Source organism: Rhodococcus sp. NPDC127593, assembly GCF_042671975.1.
Classification (GTDB): domain Bacteria; phylum Actinomycetota; class Actinomycetes; order Mycobacteriales; family Mycobacteriaceae; genus Rhodococcus_F.
The window spans coordinates 55,499-82,445 of the sequence record NZ_JBHXWI010000017.1; the positions used below are offsets into that span (position 1 = coordinate 55,499).

The following is a 26,947-nucleotide window of genomic DNA, read 5'->3' on the forward strand; positions in this document are numbered from 1 at the left end:
TTGGGCGCGCAGTGCCCTGGACCCGGCGCGCCTTGCGGGCGGATACTCGAAACAGTGCGTCCGTCCTGGTAGGGCGGGGCGAGGTCGAGTTCGAGTGTGCCCTGGACAAGGTGAAGGACCCGTTCCGGGGGCGGGAGAAACGCGCCGCCCCGCGGACCTGCGTGTTCCGGGCGGCGGCGAACCGATTCCGCTCTCGGCGGCCCAGCGGGCCACCTGGTTCGCGCAGCAACTCGAACCGCAGGTTCCGATCTCCATCGCCCAGTACGTCGAGTTTCACGGTGCGCTCGACATCGACCTGCTCAAGCAGGAGACAGTGGAAGCGGCCCGTGAATTCGAATCGCCCTTCCTCAAGGTGTACGACGTCGAGGGCCGGCCGCTGCAGTACGTGGACTATCGGACGGACACGTCGATCGCGTACGTCGACTTCCGCGCGGACGAGGACCCCGTGGCGGCGGCGCACGAATGGATGGAACGTGACTACGTCACACCGCTCGACCTGAGCGCCGACCGGCTGGTGGAGACGTCGATCCTGCAGACCGGCGACACGCACTTCCTGTGGTACAGCAGGATTCACCACGTCGCCCTCGACGGTTACGGGGCCATGACGATGCTGCGCCGCATCGCGCACCGCTATTCCGCGAAAGTCGCGGGACGCGAACCGGATCCGAACCGGGCGGTGAGCCTGCGGCAGTTGTACGACATCGACAGCCGGTACCGCGCCTCCGAGCGTTTCGTGACCGATAGGGAGTACTGGGCGGGGCGGGTCGCCGGGCTCGAGGGCACCACGCTGGCGCGGACGGCGGGGCACGTGTCGGCCACCAGCACGGTGGAGAGTGCCATCCTCTCGGACGACGTTGTGGCCGTTCTCGATTCCCGCGACAGCCTGTCGGCGGCGACCATCATCGCGGCCGCGGCGTGCTACCTGTCGCGACGTACCGGCAGAACCGATGTGCTGGTGACCATTCCGGTGTCGGCGCGCACGACGGCGGTGCTGCGCAATTCCGGCGGCATGCTCGTCAACGTGGCCCCGATGCCCGTCAGCGTCCGGGCCGACGACACCGTCGCGGAACTGATCGAGAAGGTCCAGCGTGAGCTGGTCGCCGCACTGCGACACCAGCGGTGCAGCCTCGACGACATCCGCCGCGACGCGGGCGACACCGCGACGACGGCACTGTTCGGGCCGATGGTGAACGTTATGTTGTTCCGTCAGGAGGTCGCGCTGGGTTCGCTCCTCGGCGATTTCCACATCGTCACGTCGGGTCCGGTCGAGGACCTGCTGATCAACGTGTATCAGAGCGGCACCCCCACCAGGATCTTCGTGGACTTCCGCGCGAATCCCAGCCGCTACGAGGACGCGGAACTGCGGGAACACCATCAGCAGTTCGTCGAGTTGCTCGAGGAACTGGCCACCGCCGACCCGGCGTCCCGGGTGGGCAGCATCCACGAGCCCAGTTCCCGTACCGGCGAACGGCTTCTGCGCGAGGCGGCGGAAATCGAGTACTGGCGCCGCCAGCTGGACGGGTTGCCCGACCTCCTGCCGTTGCCCACCGACCGTCGGCGGCCCGCGAGGTTGTCGCAGGCGAGCGACCGGGTCACCGTGGTGGTACCGGGGGAGTTGCACCGCCGCGTGGCCGCACTGGCCGATGCCACCGGCACCACCGGCCGCACGGTGTTCCTGACGGCGCTGTCGATTCTGATCGGCAGGGTAACCGGTAGTAGCGACATCGCCGTCGGAACGGCCGTGGACGTGGGCGATCGCACGGACGCCGTGGTCGTGCGGTCACGGTACGCGGGCGAGGTGTCGTGCCGCGACTATCTGTCGCACGTCCGGGATGTCGCCACCGAGGCGGTGGCGCACACGGGTGTTCCGTTCGACCGTCTGGTGCGGGAGCTCGGCGTGTCGGCGTCGGACGCGTACGCACCGATCGTCCAGGTGCTGCTCGACACCCGAGCGCCCGGCTCCCGGGGTTCCACCGTCTCCGGCCTCGACCTGTGCGTGACCGTGATCGAAGCGGCCGACGAGTCGGGCGGTCTTGCGGGTGTCACCGTCGAATTCGGTTTCGCTGCAGATTTGTTCGACGTCCACACGATCCGGGTGGCCGCCGAGCGGTACCTCCGCATACTCGACGCGATGACGGCCGATCCGGAGGTTCCGGTCGGTGACATCGAGATCCTCTCCGCAGACGAACGTTCCGCACTGACGCCGGTTCGAGGCCGGCCGGGCCGGTCCGAGCGCACCCTGCCCGACCTCTTCGCGGACGCCGCGGCACTGGATCCGGCGGCGACGGCGCTGTCGCGGCAGGGCGAGGAGTTGTCGTACCGAGAGTTGGACCGGTGGTCGACGCAGGTCGCGCGCATGCTGATCGATCGCGGGGTGGGACCGGAATCGTTCGTCGCGTTGGCGCTCCCGCGTTCGTTCCGGTCGGTGGCGTCCGTGTGGGCCGTCGCGAAGACCGGGGCGGCCTTCGTTCCGGTGGACCCGAACTACCCGGCCGATCGGATCGAATACATGCTCGCCGATTCGGGTGTGGTGCTGGGCCTGACGGAGGAATGGGCGCTCGGCCGCCTGCACGACTCGATTCCCTGGTGCGTGCTGGACGATCCGGACTTCCAGGCCGACTGCGCCGCCCGCTCCGACCGTCCGCTGACCGACTCCGACCGCATCCGGCCACTGCACCTCGGCAATGCCGCATACCTGATCTACACGTCCGGTTCGACGGGGCAGCCGAAGGGCGTCACAATCACCCACCGCGGGCTCGACAACTTCGCTGCCGACCAGCAGGAGAGGTTCGGGGCCACGAGATCGTCTCGGACGCTACACTTCTCGACCCCGAGCTTCGACGCGTCGGTGTTCGAGTACCTGCAGGCGTTCGGGGTCGGCGCGACGATGGTGGTAGTGCCGCCGTCCGCGTACGGGGGCTCGGAACTGGCCGACCTGCTGCGGTCGGAGCGTGTCACGCACGGCTTCGTCACCACCGCGGCGCTGGGCACGATCCCGCCGGATTCGCTGGGCGACTTCCTCGACGTGGTCGTGGGCGGTGAGGCCTGCCCGCCCGAACTGGTGGCCCGGTGGGCGCCGGACCGCAGGCTGCACAACGCCTACGGTCCCACCGAAACGACCATCATGGCGAACATCAGCGCACCGATGACCCCCGGTGACCCCATCACGCTGGGCGGGCCGCTCCGGGGCGCCGAGGAAGTGGTGCTCGACGCCCGGCTCCATCCGGTACCCGTCGGCGCGCCGGGCGAGCTGTACATCGCCGGTGCCGGTGTGGCGCGGGGCTATCACCGCCGGCCCGGTCTCACCGCGGCGCGGTTCGTCGCCGACCCGTACGGCCGGGGCCGCATGTACCGCACCGGTGACGTGGTGCGGTGGCGGCCCGACCACACGCTCGAGTACCTGCGGCGCAGCGACTTCCAGGTGAAGGTGCGGGGCTTCCGCATCGAGCTCGGCGAGATCGACGCGATGCTGCAGACGCAACCGGACGTGCGACTGGCCGTCACCATCGGCAGGCCGGGACCGTCCGGGGACACGGTCCTGGTCTCGTACGTCGTCCCGGCTCCAGGCAGGCCGATCGAGACGACCGAACTGCTGCGACAGGTGCGGAACCGATTGCCGGCGTATATGGTTCCCTCTGTCGTCGTGGTGCTGGACGAGATTCCGCTGAACCCGGTGGGCAAGCTGGACCGTGCGGCGCTACCGGAACCGCGGTTCCTGTCCGCGGCCGCCGAGTTCAAGGCGCCTGCCGATCCGGTCGAGGAGTCGATCGCCGAGGTCTTCACCGAGGTCCTCGGCGTCGAGCGGATCAGTGTCGACGACAGCTTCTTCGACCTCGGCGGAAATTCACTCGTGGCGACGCGGGTGATCGCGCGCGTCAACGCGGCACTCGGATCGGAGGTGGGTGTGCGGGCGTTGTTCGAGGCGCCCACCGCCGAACTGCTGGCCGCGTACGTTCGCCGTGCGGGGACGGACCTCGTGGACCGACCGCCTCTGATCGTCGGGGAGCGGCCCGAGCGGATCCCGTTGTCGCTGGCGCAGCAACGGATGTGGTTCATCAACCAGTTCGACACGTCGTCGGTGGCGTACAACATCCCGATGGCCGTGCGCCTCACCGGACCCTTGGACGCGGACACGCTGCTTGCCGCGGTGGGGGACGTGATCGAACGGCACGAGTCGTTGCGCACCGTGTATCCCGCGTCGCAGGACGGCCCGTACCAGGTGATCGTGGATGTCGCAGAGGTCGTCCCCGATCTCACCCCGCAGGTCGACGGCGACGAGTCGCTGCACGAGAGGATCGGGGCCCTCCTCGCGGGCGGGTTCGACGTGAGCGCGAAGGTCCCGCTGCGCGCGTCGCTGTTGTGGACCGGCCCCGACGAACACGTGCTGGTCATCGTGGTGCATCACATCGCCGCCGACGGGGCGTCGCTCGCGCCGCTGGCCCGAGACCTGATGGTCGCCTACTCTGCGCGCCGATCCGGGACGCCGCCGAGCTGGGAGCCGCTGCCCGTGCAGTACGCGGACTTCAGCGTGTGGCAGCGTCGCCTTCTCGGCAGTGCCGAGGACGCAAACAGCCTCATGTCCCGGCAGTTGCAGTACTGGCGCGGTGTGCTGGCCGAACTCCCGGAGGTCAGCGCCCTGCCACTCGACCGGAACAGGCCGGCCGCCCGCTCGCTCGAGGGTGCGACCGCGGCGTTCTCGATCGACGCGGGCCTGCACCGGCAACTGCTCCTTCTCGCGCGTGAGCACCACGCGACGCTGTTCATGGTGATGCACGCGGCGCTGGCCGTGCTGCTGTCGAGGATGTCCGGGTCGGGTGACGTCGCCATCGGCACACCGATCGCGGGTCGCGGTGAGGCGGCGCTGGACGACCTCGTCGGGATGTTCGTCAACACGCTGGTGCTGCGGACCCCGGTGGAGCCGGGAGAGGTGTTCACCGACGTGCTGGCCCGGGCCCGCGACATGGATCTGGGCGCGTTCGGGCACACGGACGTTCCGTTCGAGAGCGTCGTCGACGAGCTGGCTCCGGGCCGGTCGACGTCCCACTCGCCGCTGTTCCAGGTGCTGCTCGAATTCCAGAACACCGTGCGCGCCCATCTCGAACTGCCGGGCCTGACCGTCGATGCGGTCGACGTCGACCCGGGGGTCGCGAAATTCGACCTGCAGCTGTCGCTCGCCGAATACCACGACGAGAAAGGCACCGCCGCAGGGATGTCCGCCGCCTTCCGGTACGCGACGGACGTGTTCGACCGGACGTCGGTGGAGGGATTCGGGGAACGCTTCGTCCGGGTGCTGCGGGCGGTGGTCGACGACCCGGCGGCGGTGGTGGGGGACATTCCGGTTCTCGGTGCGGTCGAGCGCGACCTGGTGCTGGACCGGTACAACCGCGAGGGTGTCACCGCCGACGCGCAGACCGTGGTCGAGTTGTTCGCGCGGGTGGCCACGGCGACCCCGGACGCCACCGCGATCGTGTGCGGCGACGAGACGCTGACCTACGGCGAACTGGACGAGCAGGCGAACCGGTTGGCACGGTTGCTGATCGCCGAGGGTGTGGGAACCGAGTCGCTGGTCGCGGTGATGGTGGATCGCACGCCTGCGCTCGTGGTGACGTTGCTGGCGGTGCTCGCCGCCGGTGGCGGGTACGTGCCGGTCGACACCAGCTATCCCGCCGAGCGGGTGGCAGCGATGTTCGAGGACGCGCGACCCGTCTGCGCCGTGGTGAGCGCGGACTTCGCGTCGCTGGCACCGGCCGGAATTCCGGTGGTGGCGATCGACGATCCGGCGACGGCCGGTGCGGTGGCGGAACTGTCCGGGTTGCCGGTCACCGACTCGGACCGGTTGCGGCCGCTGTGGGCCGACGCCGTCGCGTACGTCATCTTCACGTCGGGGTCGACCGGGCGGCCGAAAGGCGTCCAGGTGTCCCATCGGTGCGTCGTCACGCTGCTCGCCAACACCCGGGAGCTGTTCGGGTTCGACTCGTCCGACGTGTGGACGCTGTTCCACTCGTACGCTTTCGACTTCTCCGTCTGGGAACTGTGGGGTGCGCTCGTCCACGGTGGCCGGCTGGTGCTGGTCGACTACTTCACCGCGCGGTCGCCGGACACGTTCCTCGAACTGCTGCGCCGGGAACGGGTGACGGTGCTGAACCAGACCCCGACGGCGTTCTACCAGCTGACGGAGGCCGATCGTGCGGCGAATGCCGTCGAAGACACGGGCGGAACGCCACTGTCATTGCGGCACGTGATCTTCGGCGGCGAAGCCCTCGACGTCGGGCAACTGGAGCGGTGGTACACCCGGCACGACGACCGAGCCCCCGTACTGGTGAACATGTACGGCATCACCGAGACCACGGTGCACGTCAGCTTCCTCGCCCTCGACCGCGCGCTGGCGGCGTCCGTACCGGGCTCGGTGATCGGCGGCGGACTCCCCGGTCTGCGCGTCTACGTCCTCGACGCCCGGCTGCATCCGGTGCCGCCCGGGGTGGTGGGCGAGCTGTATGTGTCGGGCGACCAGGTGACTCGCGGCTACATCGGCAGGCAGGGTTTGACCGCGACGCGTTTCGTCGCCGACCCGTTCGACCACCACCGGGCGGGGGCGCGCATGTACCGGTCGGGCGACGTCGTGAAGTGGGGTGCGGGCGGTCGGCTCGAGTACGTGGGGCGCAGCGACTTCCAGGTGCAGCTGCGCGGGTTCCGGGTGGAACTCGGCGAAGTGGAGGCGGCGCTGGCCGCGTGCACCGGGGTGGCGCAGTCGGTGGTCGTGGTGCGCGGCGACGACCGGGACGGCGACCGGCTGGTGGGCTACGTGGTCCCGGAGACGGGTGCCGATATCGACGCGGCGGCGGTACTCGACGCGGTCGGGGCCAGCGTTCCGTCGTACATGGTGCCGGCCGCGGTCGTGGTGATCGACGCCCTGCCCCTGACGATCAACGGCAAACTCGACCGGAAGGCGCTGCCCGAAGCGGACTTCGGCACATCGACGGTGGGTTTCGTCGCCCCGCGCAACCCGGTCGAGGAAATCGTCGCCGCCGTGTTCGCCGACCTGCTCGGCACCGTCCGGGTGGGGGCGAACGACAACTTCTTCGCACTCGGCGGAAACTCGCTGACCGCGACCCGGCTCGTCGCCCGCGTCAACGCCGCGGTCGGCGACCGACTGGGCGTGCGGGACGTGTTCGACGCCCCCACCGTCGCCGGGTTGGCCGCCCGCGCCGAGGCCGGGGACTCCCGCCCGGAATCCCGGCCGGCGCCGGCCCCGCGGGATCCGTCGCGGGAGGTCCCCGTCTCGCTCGCAGGGCAGCGGATGTGGTTCATCAACCAGTTCGACACGGCCAGTTCGGCGTACAACGTCGCGATCGCACTCCGCCTCGCCGGCACGCTCGACGCGCAGGCGCTGGAGACGGCCGTCGCCGACGTCGTCGAGCGCCACGAGTCCCTCCGCACCGTCTTCCCCCTCACCGACAGCGGTCCGCGGCAGGTGATCCTCCCGGCGGAGAACGTGGCGCCCGCTCTCACACCGCACGCCGTCGGGTCGGCGGACCTCGACGCGGAACTGCACCGCCTGCTCTCCGCAGGGTTCGACGTGACGACGGAGGCACCGGTGCGGGCCCGGCTGTTCGGGTTGGACGCGCACGAGCACGTGCTGGCCGTGGTCGTGCACCACATCGCGGCGGACGGCTTCTCGATGGTTCCGCTCGCCCGCGACGTCTTGTCGGCGTACACCGCCAGGCTGCACGGCGTCGCGCCGGACTGGACCCCGCTTCCCGTGCAGTACGCCGACTACACACTGTGGCAACGAGACTGGCTCGGCGGCGAAGACGAAGACGGTTCGCCGCTCGCCCGCCAGCTCGCCTACTGGACCGCGACGCTGGCCGACCTCCCGGATGTGCTGGAACTGCCGACGGACCGGTCCCGCCCGGCCGCCCGCGCCCTGGGTGCAGGCCGCGTCGAGTTCGAGATCGACCCGGACCTCCACCGGAGCGTCGTGCAGCTCGCACGCAGGCACGGATCGACCGTGTTCATGGCCCTGCATTCCGCGCTGGCGGTCCTGCTGTCGCGGCTGAGCGCGTCGGCCGACATCGCCGTGGGCACACCCATCGCGGGACGCGGCGAGGCCGAACTCGACGACCTGGTCGGGATGTTCGTGAACACCCTCGTGCTCCGCACCCCCGTCGACGGTGCCCGCACGTTCGCCGAGCTGCTCGCCCAGGTCCGCGAGGCCGATCTCGGGGCGTTCACGCACGCGGACGTCCCGTTCGAACGCGTCGTGGAGAGCCTGCGGCCCTCCCGTTCGACGGCGTACTCACCGCTGTTCCAGGTGATGCTCGAATTCCAGAACACCGAGCGCCCCGAGCTGGAGCTGCCCGGCCTCCACGTCGAACCCCTCGACCTCGCGTTCGACACGATCAACTTCGACCTGCAGCTGACCCTGCGGGAGAACGTCGACGCCGAAGGACATCCCGCGGGCATCAGCGCGGCGCTGGGGTACGCCACCGACATCTTCGACGCGGACACGGTGGCCGCGTTCGCCGAGCGTCTGGTCCGGATCCTGGGCGCCGTCACCGAGTCGCCGGACGCCCCGGTCGGCGACGTCGACGTCCTCGGCGCCGGCGAGCGGGTCGCACTGACGTCCGCGAGCGGGGGCCCCGGAGTGGCCGCTCGGACGCTGCCGCAGTTGCTGACGGCCGCCACCGCCGCGGACCCGGACGCCGCGGCGCTGTCCTTCGAAGGACGTCAGGTGTCCCACCGGGACCTCGACGAGTGGTCGAACCGGCTCGCCCGGCTCCTGATCGAGCGCGGCGTCGGCCCGGAACAGGTGGTAGCTCTGGCACTGCCGCGGTCGATCGAATCCGTGCTGGCCGTGTGGTCGGTGGCCAAGACCGGGGCCGCGTTCCTGCCGGTCGACCCGAACCATCCGGCCGAGCGCATCGAATACATGCTCGGCGACTCGGGCGCCGTCGCCGGTCTCACCACGGCCGCGCTGCGGTCTGCCCTTCCCGCGTCGATCCCGTGGCTGGTGCCGGGCGACCCCGGGACCGAGGCCGAGCTGGCGCTGCTCCCGGCGGGGGCGGTGACCGACACCGACCGGACGTCGGCGTTGCACGTGGACCATCCCGCGTACGTGATCTACACGTCGGGATCGACGGGCAGGCCGAAGGGTGTGGTGACCACACACCGCGGCATGGCGAATTTCGCTGCGACGGAGCAGAACACGTTCGGTACCACCGCGGCGTCCCGGACCCTGCACTTCGCGTCGCCGAGCTTCGACGCCTCCGTGCTGGAGCTGATGCTGGCGGTGGGTCCGGGCGCGACGATGGTGATCGCGGCCCCGTCCGTGTACGGCGGCGACGAGCTTGCGGATCTGCTGCTGCGCGAGCGGGTCACGCATTGCTTCGTCACCCCGGCGGCGCTCACCTCGGTCGATCCCGCAGGCCTCGAGAGCGTGCAGTGCGTGGTGACCGGCGGCGAGGCCTGCCCGCCGGAACTGGTGGCCCGCTGGGCGCCGGGCCGGGCCATGTTCGACGCGTACGGTCCGACCGAGTCGACCGTCGTGTCGAGCATCAGCACCCCGCTGGCGCCGGGCGAACCGGTCACGATCGGCGCGCCGACGCTCGGGTTCACCGAGGCGGTCCTCGATCAGCGGCTGCATCCCGTACCGGCGGGGGTCGCGGGGGAGCTGTACCTCGCCGGGCCGGCGCTCGCGCGCGGCTATCACGGCAGGTACTCGCTCACCGCGGAACGCTTCGTGGCCAACCCCTTCGGGCCGGCGGGCAGCCGGATGTACCGGACCGGCGACCTCGTGCGCTGGACGGCGGACGGGCAACTCGACTACCTCGGGCGCACCGACTTCCAGGTGAAGATCCGCGGATTCCGGATCGAGCTCGGCGAGATCGAGTCGGCGCTGCTCGCGCACGGCGACGTGGCGGCGGCGGTCGCCGACGTGCGCCGGGACGAACGCTCCGGCGACCGGCTGATCGGGTACGTGGTACCCGAACCCGGAGCGGACATCGATCCGGGTGTGGTCCTGCAGTTCGCGGGCACGCGGCTCGCGTCGTACATGGTGCCCGCCGCCGTCGTGGTGATCGCGGCGCTCCCGGTGACGGTCCACGGCAAGCTCGACCGGAAGGCCCTGCCGGAAGCGGACTTCGGAGTCGCCGTCACCGACAGTCGTCCGCCCCGCACCGAGACGGAGGCGCTGCTCGCCGGCCTGTTCCAGGATGTACTGGGACTCGAGTCGGTGGGGGTGGACGATTCGTTCTTCGCGCTGGGCGGCGACAGCATCATGTCGATCCAACTGGTGGCCCGCGCGAAGGCCGCGGGTCTGATCCTCTCCCCGCGGGACGTGTTCGAGCGCAGGACCGTTGCCGGTCTCGCCGAGGTGGCCCACTACGAGCGGGCGGATGCCGTGGTGCTGGAGGAACTGCCAGGCGGTGGCGTCGGCCCGGTTCCGCTGACGCCCGTCGTCGCGTGGATGCTGGGGCGCAGCGGTGGCCGGCTGGACCGGTTCTCCCAGGCGGTGCTGGTCACCGCACCGCCCCGGCTCACCCGCGACGGCCTCGTCGCCGCCGTCGACGTGGTGCTGGACCGCCACGACATGCTCCGCGCGCAGTTCGCCGTCGACGAGGCGGGGCAGTGGGCGATGACGGTGCTGCCCACCGGATCGGTGCCTGCCGATGCGCTGATCCATCACGTGCCCGTGACGTCGTTCGACGCCGGCGACTTCGATGCCGTGGCGAGAGCGGAACTGAATGCGGCGGCGGACCGCCTGGACCCGGCCTCGGCCAGCATGGTGCAGGTGCTCTGGTTCGACGGTCCCGGCGGGCAGGGGCGGTTGCTGCTGGTCGCGCATCATCTCGTGGTCGACGGCGTGTCGTGGCGGATCCTGATCGCGGATCTGGCGGCGGCCCACACTCGCGCCGCCGAGGGTCTGCCTGCCGCGCTGCCTGCCGTGGGGACGTCGATGCGGCGGTGGTCGCACGGACTCACCGATGCCGCGGTGGGCCGTCGCACCGAAGAGGGGCGGTGGCAGTCGATCCTGGACGGTCCCGACCCGCTCCTCGGCTTCCGGCCGCTGGATCCGGCCGTCGACGTCGATGCCACGACGGGCCGCGTCACCGTCGACGTGCCCGCACCCGTCACCGAGGCACTCCTCACCACACTGCCCGCCGCCTTCCACGGCACCGTCGGCGACGGCCTCCTCACCGCGCTCATACTGGCGATGATTCGATGGCGGCGGCACCGCGGGGTCGAGACGGCCGACGTGCTGATCAACCTCGAGGGTCACGGCCGCGAAGACCACGTCGTGCCCGGCGCCGACCTGTCCCGCACCGTCGGGTGGTTCACCACCCTGTTCCCGGCGCGACTCGACCTCACCGGCATCGGCATCGACGCCGCCCTCGCCGGCGACGACGCGGCCGGGTCCGCGATCAAGGCGATCAAGGAACAACTCCTCGCCATCCCCGATCACGGCATCGGGTACGGGATCCTGCGACACCTGGATCCGGTCAGCTCGGAGGCACTGCGCCGATTCCGGCCACCGCAGGTGAGTTTCAACTACCTCGGCCGGGTGGCGACGAGCGCGGGCGACGTGCCCTGGCTGCCCGTCGCCGGCAGCGGGGACCTCGGCGGAACCCAGAACTACGACATGCCCGCCGCCTGGGTCGTGGACGTCAACGCCGCCACCACCGTCCGGGACGGCGCACCGGTACTCACGGCGACGTGGTCGTACCCCACCGGTGTGCTGGCCGCCGAGGACGTGGAAGAGCTGTCCGCACTGTGGGTACGGGGACTCACCGCCCTGGCCGAGCACGCGAGCCGTCCGGGCGCAGGCGGGCTGACGCCGTCCGATCTCGATCTGGTGTCCGTCGGGCAGGCAGACATCGACCGGTTCGAGAGCACCTACCCGGACCTCGCCGACATCTGGCCGCTGTCACCGCTGCAGGCCGGTCTGCTGTTCCACGCGCAGCTGTCCGAGCATCGCCTCGACGCGTATCAGGTGCAGCTGGTCCTCGACCTGCGCGGCACCGTCGACTCCGCCAGGCTCCGCCGCGCCGCGCAGGGCCTGCTCGACCGGCATGCGAACCTCCGGGTGGCGTTCGCGGACACCGGTGGCGGACCCGTCCAGGTGGTACTCGCCGGGGCGACCGCGCCGTGGACAGACGTCGACCTGTCGGATCTCGACGACTCCCGGGGCGCCGCGGAGGCGACGGCACTCGTCACGGCCGACCGCGCGGTCCCGTTCGAGATGTCCGAGGCGCCGCTGCTCCGATTCACGTTGCTGCGCACCGCACCCGACCGCTACCGGCTGGTCGTGACCCACCACCACATCCTGCTCGACGGATGGTCGACGCCACTGGTGATCAAGGACCTGCTGATCCTCTACGCCACGGACGGCGACACGACGGCCCTTCCCCGCGTCACGTCCTACCGCGACTACCTGCAGTGGATCGGCAGGCAGGACCATGAACGCTCCACGGCCGCCTGGGTATCCGCCCTCGCCGGCTCGGACGAGCCGACGTTCGTGGCCCCCGCAGTGCGCGGCGAGCAGAGCTTCGCCGAACCCGAGGACGTGCGTCTCGACGTGGGCGAGGAGAAGACCCGGGCGCTCGAGGCCGTCGCACGGGAGCACGGACTGACGATGAACACCCTCGTCCAGGTGGCGTGGGGGCTGGTGCTGACCACACTCGGCACGCGCGAGGACGTGGTTTTCGGAGCCACGGTGTCCGGCCGCCCACCGGGAGTTGCCGGCATCGAGTCGATGGTCGGGCTGTTCATCAACACGGTGCCCGTCCGGCTGCGCCTGCGCCGTGAGGAGACGCTCGCGGAACTGCTGCAGCGTTTCCAGCGTGAACAGTCGGCCCTCCTCGATCACCACTACGTGGGCCTCACGGAGATTCAGCGCGCCGTGGGCGAGGGCGCCGCGTTCGACACGCTGACCGTGTTCGAGTCGTATCCGGTGGACCGCATGGGATTGTCGGAAGACACCGACATCGACGGCATGCACGTCGCCGGGATCGAGGGGATCGACTCCACCCACTACCCGTTCACCCTGATGGCGCACGTCGACACCGGACTGCACCTGCGCCTGCGGTACCAGCCGAACGTCTTCCAGAGCGAGTTCGCGGAGTCGGTGGCGGCCCGCGTCGCGCGCGTCGTGCAGATCATGCTGTCGGACATCGACACACCCATCGCCCACCTCACCCTGCTGTCGGAGGCCGAACTCCAGGAGTACACCGCGGTGTCCGGGGCCCCCGCCGGGCCGCCGAAGACCCTGCCCGAGATTCTCACAGCCTCGGCCGGGAACCGGCCGGAGGCACCCGCGCTCGTCTGCGACGGACGCGAGACGAGCTACCGCGAGCTCGACGAGCGGTCGAGTGCGCTGGCCCGCGTCTTCATCGAACGCGGTGCCGGGCCGGAGACGTTCGTGGCGCTCGGGCTACCCCGATCACGGGAATCGGTGCTGGCGGTGTGGGCGGTCGCGAAAGCGGGCGCGGCGTTCGTGCCCGTCGACCCGAACTATCCCGCCGATCGCATCGAGCACATGCTGACCGATTCCGGTGCGGCACTGGGTGTGACGACGTCGACTCACCGGCACCGGTTGCCCGGCTCCGTGCCGTGGCTGGTGCTGGACGATCCTGCCTTCGACCGCACGTGGGCCGCCGCATCGCCGGTCCGCGTCACCGACCTGGACCGCCGGTCGGTGCTCGACGTCGACCACGCCGCGTACGCGATCTACACGTCCGGGTCCACCGGCAGGCCGAAGGGCGTTGTCGTCACCCACCGCGGTCTGGCGAACCTGCTCACCGAGCAGACCGAGCACTACACCGTGTCGCCCGCCGCCCGGTGCCTCCACATCTGTTCACCCAGCTTCGACGTGTCGATACTCGAGCTCGTCCAGTCGTGTGCCGCGGGTGCGACGCTCGTCATCGCTCCCCCCGACGTCTACGGCGGTGCGGAACTGGCGGCGCTGCTGCGGCGCGAACGCGTCACCCACGCCTGCATCACCCCGGCCGTCCTGGCCACCGTGGAGCGCGACGGCATCGAGCACCTCGAGGCGCTCGTCGTGGCCGGCGACGCCGTCGGCGACGAACTGGTCGCCGCGTGGGGTGCGGATCGGTTGATGTTCAACGGCTACGGCCCCACCGAGGCGACCATCCTCACCACGTTCAGCCGGCCGATGAGACCGGGCGAGCCGGTCACCATCGGGAGCCCCGTTCGCGGCATCGCGCTGTCGGTCCTCGACGCGCGGCTGCAGCCCGTTCCGGCCGGGGTGCCCGGCGAGTTGTACATCGCGGGACCGGCGCTGGCCCGCGGATACCACCGGCGGCCCGCGCTCACCGCGGAGCGGTTCGTCGCCGACCCCTACGGCGGCGGCCGGATGTACCGCACGGGCGACGTCGTGCGGTGGCGTCGCGACCACACCCTCGAGTACCTCGGGCGCAGCGACTTCCAGGTGAAGATCCGCGGTCAGCGCGTCGAACTGGGGGAGATCGATTCCGTTCTCACCACCCACCCACACCTCGACTTCGCCGCGACCCTCGGCAGGCCGGGACCGCTGGGGGACACGGCGCTGGTGTCGTACGTGCTGCCGCACGACGGCGAGGAGGTGGCGGCGCCGGACGTGCTCGCGTTCGCGGGCCGGATCCTGCCCAAGTACATGGTGCCCGCCGCGGTGGTCGTCCTCGACGAGATTCCGCTGACCCCCGTCGGCAAGCTCGACCGGAAAGCCCTGCCCGCGCCGGAATTCACGTCGGCGACCATCGGGTACCGGGCGCCCACCACTCCGGTCGAGGAGGCCGTCGCGCAGGTGTTCGCCGACGTGCTCGGTGCCCCGCGCGTCGGTGCGGACGACAGCTTCTTCGAACTCGGCGGCGACTCGCTCAGCGCCACCCGGGCGGTCGCGCGCATCAACTCCGCCCTCGACGCCGGGATCGGCGTGGCCGCATTGTTCGACGCGCCCGTGGTCGCCGATCTGGCGGTCCGGATCGACTCGGCCGCGACGGCGGCCACCCCGTCGGTGGCACTGACCGCCCGACCGCGCCCCGACCGGATCCCGTTGTCGCTGGCGCAGCAACGCATGTGGTTCGTCAACCAGTTCGACACGTCCTCGCCCGCCTACAACATCCCGATCGCCCTGCGACTGACCGGCGCCCTCGATCACGCCGCCCTGCTCGCGGCGGTCGGCGACGTCGTCGAGCGGCACGAATCGCTCCGCACCGTGTTTCCCGGGTCGGTCGACGGACCGCACCAGGTGATCGTCGATCCCGGGCGGGCCACCCCCCGCCTCGATCCGGTGGCCGTCGCCGGTGACTGCCCACTGCGGGACGCGCTCGCAGCCCTGGTCGGCGCCGGTTTCGATGTGAGCGACGAGATCCCGTTCCGCGCCCGGCTGTTCGAGTTTGGGCCGGAGCAGCACGTCCTCGCCATCGTCGTGCACCACGTCGCCGCCGACGGGTTCTCCATGCTGCCGCTGGCCCGCGACATCATGCTCGCGTACACCGCCCGGACCGTGGGTGAGACGCCCGGGTGGACCCCGCTGCCGGTGCAGTACGCCGACTACAGCGTGTGGCAGCGGGACTTCCTCGGTGCGGTGGACGATCCGGACTCGGTGCTGTCGAGGCAACTGGGCTACTGGACGGACACCCTGTCCGGTGCGCCCGAGGTGCTGCAGATCCCGGTCGACTGGCCGCGCCCCGTCCAGCGGTCCTACCGCGGGGACGTCGTCGAGTTCGACGTGCCGACCCGGCTGCACCGGGCGTTGAACACGATCGCGGCCCAGCACAATTCGACACTGTTCATGGCGGTCCACGCGGCGTTCGCCGTCCTGCTGTCCCGGTTGTCGGGCACGGACGACGTCACGATGGGAACGCCCGTCGCCGGTCGCGGGCAGGCGGTGCTCGACGACGTGGTGGGTATGTTCGTCAATACGCTCGTCCTGCGGACGGTGGTGGATCCGCGGGCGTCGTTCGGTGAGGTACTGACCGCGGTCCGGGCCGCCGACCTCGGTGCGTTCGAGCACGCGGACATCCCGTTCGAGCGGCTGGTCGATCATCTCGCCCCCGAACGATCCACCGCGCACACCCCGCTGTTCCAGGTGCTCATCGAATTCCGGAACGCGGAGGGTACCCACCTCGAACTGCCCGGACTCACCGTCGACTCGCTCGACGTGGACCTCGGCGTCGCGAAGTTCGACCTGGAACTGAGCCTCGCCGAACGGATCGACGCGGACGGCGCACCCGCCGGACTCGCTGCCGGACTGCGGTTCGCGACGGACGTGCTCGATCGCGACACCGTCGCCCGGTTCGGGGAACGGTTCCTCCGGGTGCTCGAGTCGGTCGCCGCTGCGACGGAGCTCCCGGTGGGCGACATCGAGATCCTGGACACGGTGGAGCGGGACCTCGTGCTGCCGGCGTTCGCCGAGCCCGCCGTACCGGACGCGACCCTGGCGGAACTGTTCGAGCAGGCCGCGCAGCGGTCCCTCCACGAGACGGCCGTCGTGTGCGAAGGCGTCTCGCTCACCTACGACGAGCTGGACACCCGGGCGAATCGTCTGGCGCGGTTGCTGATCGCGCGGGGCGCCGGCCCCGAGACCCTGGTGGCCGTCGCCGCGGCGCGGTCGGTGGATCTGGTGGTGGCGCTGCTCGCGGTGGTGAAGTCGGGCGCCGGTTATGTGCCCGTGGACGTCACGTACCCGGCGGAGCGGCTCGCGTTCGTGTTCGCCGACGCCCGGCCGGTGTGTGTGCTGACCACCGAGGCCGAATCCGGCGCGGTCCGGGGGAGCGGGGTCCCGCTCCTGCTCGTGGACAGCGCGGAGACGGCGGCCGAACTCGACCGTACGTCGCCGCTGCCGGTGACCGACGGCGACCGGACCGGGCCGTTGCGCCCGGACTCGGTGGCGTACGTCATCTACACGTCCGGCTCGACGGGGCAGCCGAAAGGCGTTCAGGTGGCGCACCGCAACGTCGTCACCCTGTTCGCGGACACGCAGCCGCTGTTCCGGTTCGACGCCTCCGACGTGTGGACCATGTTCCACTCGGCGGCGTTCGACTTCTCCGTCTGGGAGCTGTGGGGTGCGCTGCTCCACGGCGGCCGACTGGTGGTGGTCGACTACTTCACGACCCGCTCACCCGACATGTTCCTGCGACTGCTCCGGGACGAGAACGTCACCGTCCTGAATCAGACCCCCACCGCCTTCTACCAACTCGCCGAGGCGGACCGGGTCGCCGGCGCCGCCGAACTCGCCCTCCGCGTAGTGGTGTTCGGTGGCGAGGCCCTCGACCTGGGGCAGCTCACCCGCTGGTACGCGCGGCGCGTTGACACCGCCCCGGCGCTGGTGAACATGTACGGCATCACGGAAACCACCGTGCACGTCAGTCACCTGCCGCTGGACGAGGAACTCGCCGCGTCCGCGTCGGCCTCCGTGATCGGCCGGGCACTGCCCGGACTGCGCGTGTACGTGCTCGACTCCCGCCTGCACCCGGTGCCGCCGGGAGTGGTCGGGGAACTCTATGTGTCGGGCGCGCAGGTGTCCCGGGGTTATCTGGGCCGGTTCACGCTCACGTCGACCCGGTTCGTGGCCGACCCGCACACACCCGGTTCGCGGATGTACCGGTCCGGCGACCTCGGCCGGTGGAACGCGGACGGCCAGCTGGAATATCTGGGCCGCAACGACTTCCAGGTTCAGGTCAAGGGCTTCCGCATCGAGCTCGGAGAGGTGGAATCGGCGCTCCTCGCCTGCGACGGCGTGGCGCAGTCGGTGGTGCTGGCGCGGCGCGAACGACTGGTGGGCTACGTGGTGCCCGAGGCGGGCCGGGTGCTGGACCCGGCCGGAATCGTCGACGCGGTCGCCGGCCGGCTGGCGGCGCACATGGTGCCCGCGGCCGTGGTGGTACTGGACGCCCTGCCCCTCACCGTGAACGGCAAACTCGACCGCCGGGCGCTGCCCGAACCGGACTTCGGACGGCAGGTGTCGCTCGGCCGCGCACCCGCCACGGAGACGGAGCGGATCCTCGCAGGCCTGTTCGCCGAGGTGCTCGGCCTCGAATCGGTGGGCGTCGACGATTCGTTCTTCGGGGTGGGCGGCGACTCCATCATGTCGATTCAGCTCGTCACCCGGGCGAAGGCGTCCGGGGTGGTGATCACCCCGCGGGACGTGTTCGAACGCAAGACGGTTGCCGCACTCGCGGAGGTCGCGACCGCGGGGGAGCAGACGGTCACGCTGGAGGAGTTGCCCGGCGGCGGCGTCGGCGAACTCCACCTGACCCCGATCGTGCACTGGATGCTGGGCAGGGACGGTGATTTCCGGCGGTACTCGCAGGCCGCGCTGTTCACCACCCCCGCCGCACTGGACGAGGACACGCTGACGGCGGCGATGCAGGCAGTCCTGGACCGGCACGACATGCTGCGCGCCCGGCTGTACCGGAGCGACCGGGCCGAGTTCGGCGCGGCGATGGCGGTCGCGCCCCCCGGCTGGGTGCGGGCGACCGCGGTGGTGCGCACGGTGTCACTCGACGCCGCGGACTCGTTCACCGAGGTTGCGTCCCGCGAACTGGACGCGGCCACGGGCCGGCTGGACCCGGAGTCGGGTGTCATGGTGCAGGCGGTCTGGTTCGCGAGCACTGCGACACCGGCAGCCCCGGGGCGGCTGCTGATCGTCGCCCATCACGTGGTGGTCGACGGGGTGTCGTGGCGGATCCTCGTCCCCGACCTCGCCCTCGCCTGCGCTCAGGTGCTGTCGGGTGAGCCGCCTACCCTGCCCGGCACCGGCACGTCGATGCGCCGGTGGGCGCACGCCCTCACGGATGTGGCACAGGAGCCTTCTCGCACAGCCGAACTCGACCTGTGGCGGCAGATGCTCGACACCCCGGACCCACCGCTCGGGTCGCGGGCCCTCACCGCAGCCGACGTCCAGACCTCCGACGTCGAGGTCCGGATTCCCGTCGAGGTGACCGAGGCGCTGCTGACGACGCTCCCCCAGGCCTTCCACGGGAGTGTCGGCGACGGACTGCTGACGGCGCTGGCGTTGGCGCTCGTCCGCTGGCGCCGGGTGCGAGGCATCGAGTCGTCCGGCGCGCTGGTGAATCTCGAGGGGCACGGTCGTGAGGAGCAGGTGGTTCCGGGCGCCGATCTCGCCCGCACCGTCGGCTGGTTCACCACGATCTTCCCGGTCTGCCTCGACCTGAGCGGCGTGGACATCGACGACGCATTCGCGGCCGGCCCCGCCGCCGGGGTCGCGGTCAAGGCGGTGAAGGAGCGGTTGCAGTCGATCCCCGACCACGGCATCGGGTTCGGGCTGCTCCGTTACCTCGACGCCGAGACGGCTCCCGAACTCGCGGCCCTGCCGGGCGCGCAGGTGAGCTTCAACTACCTCGGCAGGCTCGGTTCGGGTTCCGCTCCGGACGGCGACTGGATGCCGGTCGCCGACGCGGGCCTCGCGGCCGCCGCGCACTCCGGGCTGCCCGCCGCGGCCGTCGTCGACGTGAACGCCAGGACCACCGACACCGCCGCCGGTCCCGCACTCACCGCCACGTGGTCGTTCCCCGTCGGGGTGATCGCCGCCGACGACGTCGGCGAACTCGCGAGCCTGTGGGCCGGCGCGCTCGAGGCCCTCACCGCGCACGCCCGGTCCGGTGGCGGCGGATTCACCCCGTCCGACCTGAACCTCGTCCGGCTCGGCCAGAGCGCGATCGACGACCTCGAGCGCCGCTACCCGGCGATGACCGACGTCTGGCCGCTGTCGCCGCTGCAGGCGGGCATGCTGTTCCACGCCGAACTGGCCGACGAATCGGTCGACGCCTACCTCGTCCAGCTGATTCTCGACCTCGGCGGCGACGTCGACGCCGCACGACTGCGCCGGGCCGCCGCCGCACTCCTCGACCGTCACCCGAACCTGCGCAGCGCGTTCTGTCACGACGCCGACGGCGGGGCCGTGCAGGTGGTCTCGGGCCGGGTGGCCGTGCCCTGGCGGGAGATGGACCTGAGCGGACTGGACGAGGACGCGGCGGCTGCCGAGATCGAGCGACTGCTGGCCGCCGACCGGACCACCCCCTTCGACATGGCCACCGCGCCGCTGATCCGGTTCCTGCTGGTGCGGACGGCCGGCGGCCGCTGCCGGCTGGTGTCGACGAACCACCACATCCTGCTCGACGGCTGGTCGATGCCGCTGATGATCCGGGAACTGCTCACGCTGTACGCCACGGACGCCGACCCCTCGCCGCTGGCGCGTGTGCGGGACTACCGCGACTACCTGGCGTGGATGAGCGGGCGCGACACCGACCTGTCCGCGCGGGCCTGGGCGGATACCCTCGCGGGGGTCGAGGAACCGACGCTGCTGGTGCCTGCCGACCGGGCTCGGCAGCTGTCGACCGTGTCGCGGGAGTGGGTGTTCGATCTCGACGAGGACCGGACCGACCGGCTGCGCGAATCCGCGCGGACGCGCGGGCTCACCCTCAACAGCATTCTGCAGACGGCATGGGGCATCGTGCTGGGGATGCTCACCGGACGCGACGACGTCGTGTTCGGCGCCACCGTCTCCGGCCGGCCGCCGGAACTCTCCGGCATCGAGACGATGGTCGGGCTGTTCATCAATACCGTTCCGGTGCGCGTGACGCTGCGCCCGGAGGAGACACTCGGTGCGTTGCTGGAGCGGGTGCAGGCCGAGCAGGCGGCGATGCTCGATCACCACTACACGGGTCTCGCCGAGATCCAGGACGCCGCGGGTCCCGGCGTCGGGTTCGACACCCTCACCGTGTTCGAGTCGTATCCGGTGGACCGGGCGGGGCTGTCGGAAGACACCGACATCGCCGGGCTCCGCGTGACGGGTGTGGATGCCCGCGACGCCGCCCACTACCCGCTGAGTCTCGTCGCGTCGGCGGCGGCAAGCCTGCACCTGAAGTTCGAGTACGTGCCCGACCTGTTCGCCCCCGGCGCGATCGAGGACATCGCCGAGCGGGTGGTGCGGGTGCTCGACGCCTGCACGGGACCCGACGTGCCGCTGGCCCGGCTGTCGTTGCTCACCGAGCGGGAACGCGCGGAACTGGTACCGGTCCGCGGTGGTCCCGCCGGCTCCGTCCGCACGCTCCCGCAGATCTTCACGGACGCCGTCGCGGTCGACCCCGATGCGGTCGCCCTGTCGTCCGGCGACGTCGAGGTGTCGTACCGGGAGCTGGACGAGCGATCCAACCGGCTCGCCCGTGCTCTGATCGCCCGCGGACTCGGGCCGGAAAAGTCGGTGGCCGTGGGTATTCCACGCTCGATCGAGTCGGTGCTGTGCGTCTGGGCGGTGGCCAGGACCGGGGCCGTGTTCGTGCCCGTCGACCCGAACTATCCGGGCGAGCGCATCACGCACATGCTCACCGATTCGGAGTGCACACTCGGGCTGACGATGTCCGAGCATCGCGCCCGCCTGCCCGAGAACACCGGCTGGCTGGTTCTCGACGACCCCGCATTCGCCGCCGAGTGCGTTGCCACATCCGCGGCACCGGTCGACGACGGCGACCGCACGGCACCGGTCACCCTCGACACGGCCGCGTACCTCGTCTACACGTCGGGGTCGACCGGCCGGCCGAAGGGCGTGACCGTGACGCACCGCGGTCTCGACAATTTCGCGCGCGACCAACTCGCCCGCTTCGGGGCGGATCCCGGGTCGCGGACACTGCACTTCTCGACACCGAGCTTCGACGGTTCCGTGTTCGAGTACCTGCAGGCGTTCGGCGCGGCGGCGACGATGGTGATCGCGCCGACCACCGTCTTCGGCGGCGACGAACTCGCCCAGCTGATCCGCGACCGGCACGTCACGCACGCGTTCGTCACCACGGCGGCGCTCGCGTCCCTCGACCCGGCCGGGCTGGATCACTTCACCGAGGTCGCCGTCGGCGGCGAGGCCTGCCCACCCGAACTCGTGTCCCGGTGGGCGCCGGGACGCCGGTTGTACAACGCGTACGGGCCGACCGAGACCACGATCATGTCCAACATCAGCGATCCCCTGACGCCGGGGGAGCGCATCACCATCGGCGGACCGATCAGCGGTGTCACGGAGTTGGTGCTGGATTCCCGGTTGCAACCCGTTCCGGTCGGGGTTCCGGGGGAGTTGTACCTCGCCGGTGCGGGACTGGCGCGCGGCTACCACCGACGCCCCGGGCTGACGGCGCAGCGGTTCGTCGCCGACCCCGCCGCTCCCGGGGAGCGGATGTACCGCACCGGCGACATCGTGCGCTGGACCGCCGAGCACACCATCGAGTACGTCGGCCGCAGCGACTTCCAGGTGAAGGTGCGCGGGTTCCGCATCGAACTCGGCGAGATCGACACCACCCTCGTGGCGGACCCCGACGTCCGGTTCGCGGCCACGGTCGCCTACCGCGGACCGGCCGGGGACACACTCCTCGCGTCGTATGTCGTGCCGGCGCCCGAGCGCACCCTCGATACCGAGAAGATCACCCGCCGTCTCGCGGGCAGGCTGCCCGCCCACATGGTTCCGTCCTCGATCACGGTGCTGGACGAGATCCCGCTGAACGCCGTCGGCAAGTTCGACCGCAAAGCACTGCCCGCACCCGAATTCGACGTCGGTGCGCGCGAATACCGGGCACCCGCCGATCCGGTCGAGGAGACGGTGGCCGACGTCTTCGCGGAGGTCCTCGGACTCGACCGGGTGAGTGCGGATGCGGGATTCTTCGACCTCGGCGGCAACTCACTGAGCGCGACCCGCGCGGTGGCCCGCCTGCGCGCCGCACTCGACACCGACATCGGCGTGCGGGCGTTGTTCGAGGCGCCCACCGTCGAGGCCTTCGCCGCCCGCATCGAGCACGCGGGAGCGGGTCCGTCCGGCCGCCCCGCCCTCACCGCCGGGGACCGTCCCGACCGCATCCCGCTGTCCTACGCCCAGCAGCGCATGTGGTTCATCAACCAGTTCGACACGAGTTCGCCCGCCTACAACATCCCGATGGTGGTGCGGCTCACCGGCGACCTCGACGTGGAGGCGCTGACCGCCGCGGTCACGGACGTCGTGACCCGGCACGAGTCGTTGCGCACCCGCTTCCCGCTCCGCGACGGCGAACCCGTCCAGGAGATCCTCGCGCCCACCGGCCACCAAGGCTGTGGCCGATCAGAACAAGCCCCGATGCTCGCGCCGACCGCGGTCGCGGACGACGGTCGGCTCCGGGAGGAACTCACCCGGCTCGTGACGGCCGGCTTCGACGTCGCCCAAGCCGCCCCGCTGCGCGTCGCCCTGTTCTCCCTCGACCCGACGGACCACGTGCTCGCCGTCGTGGTCCACCACATCTCGGCCGACGGCTTCTCCATGGCACCGCTGGTGCGGGATGTGATGATCGCGTACGAATCCCGCGTCCACGGCCGCGCTCCCGTCTGGACGCCGCTGCCGGTCCAGTACGCCGACTACACACTGTGGCAACGCAGGCTGCTGGGTTCGGAGGACGACCCCGGGTCGCTGATCTCGCGGCAACTGGACTACTGGGAGTCGGCGCTGGCCGGGCTGCCCGAACTCCTCGAACTGCCTGCCGACCGTCGGCGTCCCGCACAGCAGTCGTTCCGCGGCGAGCGGGTGCGCTTCGCGATCGACCCCGGCCTGCACGAGCGGATCCGGACGGCGGCGCGAGAACACCGGTCCACCGAGTTCATGATCGTGCACGCTGCACTCGCCGTACTGCTCGGCCGGCTCGGCGGCACCGGGGACGTGGCGATCGGCACCCCGATCGCCGGGCGCGGCGAGGCGGCGCTCGACGACCTCGTCGGCATGTTCGTCGGCACGCTGGCCCTGCGCACCCCGGTGGAGGCGGGACAGCCGTTCCGTGACCTGCTCGCGCGGGTGCGCGACGCCGATCTCGGTGCCTTCGCGCACGCCGACCTGCCCTTCGAACGGGTGGTGGACGCCGTCGGACCGGTGCGGTCGACCGCCCACTCGCCGCTGTTCCAGGTGTCCCTCGAATTCCAGAACACCGAGAATCCCGCACTGCGGTTGCCGGGGCTGACCGTCGAGGGGCTCGATCCCGACCTCGCCGTCGTGAAGGTGGACCTCGAGGTGATCCTCGACGAGCGGTTCGCCGCCGACGGCAGCGCGGCGGGAATGGTGGGTGCGATCGACTACGCGACCGACCTGTTCGACGCCGACACGGTGCGCGGGTTCGCGGAACGGTTCGTGCGCATCCTCGGCACCGTCACCGCGGAACCCGGTGTTCCGGTCGGCGACATCGAGATCCTCGGCATCGACGAAGTCGCGGCGCTCACCCCGGCGCGCGGCGCACCCGACGCCCCGAATGTCCTGCTGCCGGAACTGCTGTCGGCTGCGGTCGAACGAGACCGGGGCGCCGACGCGGTGTCCTATCGGGGCCGGACGATCAGCTACCGCGAACTCGACGAGGCGTCGAACCGGCTGGCGCGCCGCCTGATCGAGGACGGTGCGGGTCCGGGAACCACCGTCGCGCTGAGCCTGCCGCGTTCGATCGAATCGGTGCTGTCGGTGTGGGCCGTCGCGCGAACGGGCGCCGCGTTCCTGCCGGTCGACCCCGGATATCCGCTCGACCGCATCGAGCACATGCTCACCGATTCCGGGGCGGTGTCCGGGGTGACCCTCCGGGCACACCGAGATCGGCTGCCCGGCACCGTGAACTGGATCGTGCTCGACGACGCGGAAGACGAGGAGCGGATCCGGGTGCAGTCGCCTGACCCCGTCACCGACGCGGACCGGACGGCACCGCTACACGAAGCACATCCCGCCTATCTCATCTACACGTCCGGATCCACGGGCGTCCCCAAGGGAGTGGCCGTCACGCACCGCGGCCTGGCGAACCTCGCCGCAGAGGAGCGCGACCGCCTCGGCGTCACACCCGGCGCCCGAGTGCTGCACTTCGCGTCGCCGAGTTTCGACGCGTCCGTGTTCGAACTGGTCATGGCATTCTGCGCGGGTGCGACGCTGGTGATCGCCCCGCCGACGATCTACGGCGGCACCGAACTGGCCGCACTGCTGAGCGACGAGCGGGTGTCCCACGGATTCGTCACCCCGACCGCACTGGCGTCGATGGACCCCCTCGGCTTCGAATCGCTGCGGACTCTGGTCGTGGCCGGTGAAGCCTGTCCACCCGAACTCGTCGCCCGGTGGGCGCCCGGCCGCCGGATGTTCAACGCCTACGGGCCGACCGAGACGACGATCATGTCGAACATCAGCGAGGCGCTGGTGCCGGGCGACCCGATCACACTCGGCGCACCCACCCGCGGTGTCTCGGAGGTGGTGCTGGATTCGCGGCTGCGCCCGGTGCCGGTCGGTGTGGTCGGTGAGCTGTACGTGTCGGGACGCGCCCTGGCGTCCGGGTATCACCGTCGGCCCGGTCTGACGGCCTCCCGTTTCGTGGCCGCCCCCTGGGGTGCCCCGGGTGAGCGGATGTACCGCACGGGCGACGTGGTGCGGTGGCGCCGGGACGGCACCCTCGAGTACGTCGGGCGCAGCGACTTCCAGGTGAAGATCCGCGGGTTCCGCATCGAACCCGGCGAGATCGACGCCGCACTCACCGATCATCCCGACGTCGGGTTCGCCGTCACGATCGGCCGTGCCGGGCCTGCCGGTGAACCGCTGCTCGTCTCGTATGTCCGTCCGATCGGCGGCGCGGACGTCGACACCGCGGAACTCACCCGTCTCGTCGGGGAGCGTCTGCCCGCCCACATGGTGCCCGCCGCGATCGTCGTCCTCGAACAGATTCCGCTGACGCCGGTGGGCAAGCTGGATCGCGCCGCACTGCCCGCACCCGAGTTCCTCTCGGGCGCCGGCTTCCGGTTGCCGGCGAACGACCTCGAGGCGGCGGTCGTGGACGTCTTCGCCGAGGTGCTCGGTCTCGACCGGGTGGGGGCCGAGGACAACTTCTTCGAGAGGAGCGGCAACTCCCTGCTCGCGACGAAGGTGATCGCCGCCCTGCAGGAGAGGCTCGATCGGAAGATCCCGCTGCAGTGGATGTTCCTCGATCCCACCCCGGCCGGCCTCGCCAGCAGGATCGCACTGCCGTCGGCGGAGGGCAGTGTGACGGAGGCGCTGGGGGTGGTGATTCCGCTGCGCACCGAGGGCACTGGACGACCGCTGTTCTGTGTCCACCCGGGAATCGGGCTCTCCTGGGGGTATGCGGGCCTCGTCCGGTATCTGCCCGCCGGCTTCCGCGCGTACGGACTGCAGTTGCCCACGATCAGCGGCGACGGCGACTACCAGTCGATCGAACAACTCGCGCACCGGTACGTCGAGGAGATGAAGGCCATCCAGCCGGAGGGACCGTACGACCTGCTCGGCTGGTCGCTGGGTGGGGTCATCGCCCACGCGATGGCCGTCGAACTCCAGCGTGCCGGCGACGACGTCGCCACCCTCACGGTCATGGACAGCTATCCCGACAACGGCGAGGATCCGCTGTTCGGGAAGCTCGACATGAAGGACCTGCTCCGCGGCCTCGGTCTGGTCGTCGAGACGAACGGCGAGCTCACCTACGAGGAGGCGGCGCGGCTTCTCAACCAGTCGTGGGGCAGCGACTCGGGGCTCCGCGGTGAGGACCTCGCGCGGATCAACTCCGGCTACGAGATCTCGCGAGACCTGGTCCACCGGTTCGTGCCGCAGGTCTACGACGGCGACCTGCTCATCTTCCCCGCCGTCGGCGCGGACGACACCGACACCAGGCCGCGGTCGGCGCAGGAATGGCGGCCGCTGGTCAGCGGCCGGATCGACGAGCACGCGGTGGACTGCGGGCACAACGACATGATCGAGCCGCGGTCCCTCGCCGTCATCGGGCCGGTGCTGTCGAGGTATCTCGAGGCCGGTCGCACCCGGCGCCGCGACGACCGAATCCGCTGAACAGGTCCGCGCCGCTGTGCGACTATGGGGTCTGTGCGCCCTGCTGACGGCGAACGAATTTTCTGGGGGGCGGGGAAAAGCTACCGCCTCCCGCATTCGCGAGCCAGGATTCGGACGCGGTCA

1 protein-coding gene is annotated in these 26,947 nt (G+C 70.8%); it reads left to right on the top strand.

Annotated features, from left to right (window positions below; translation table 11 throughout):
• Nucleotides 1-94 precede the first annotated feature (94 nt).
• On the top strand, nucleotides 95-26,824 hold the full coding sequence (locus ACFVJ3_RS17720) for a non-ribosomal peptide synthase/polyketide synthase (RefSeq protein WP_378453265.1): 26,730 nt from the start codon (nucleotides 95-97) through the stop codon (nucleotides 26,822-26,824).
• Nucleotides 26,825-26,947 lie beyond the last annotated feature (123 nt).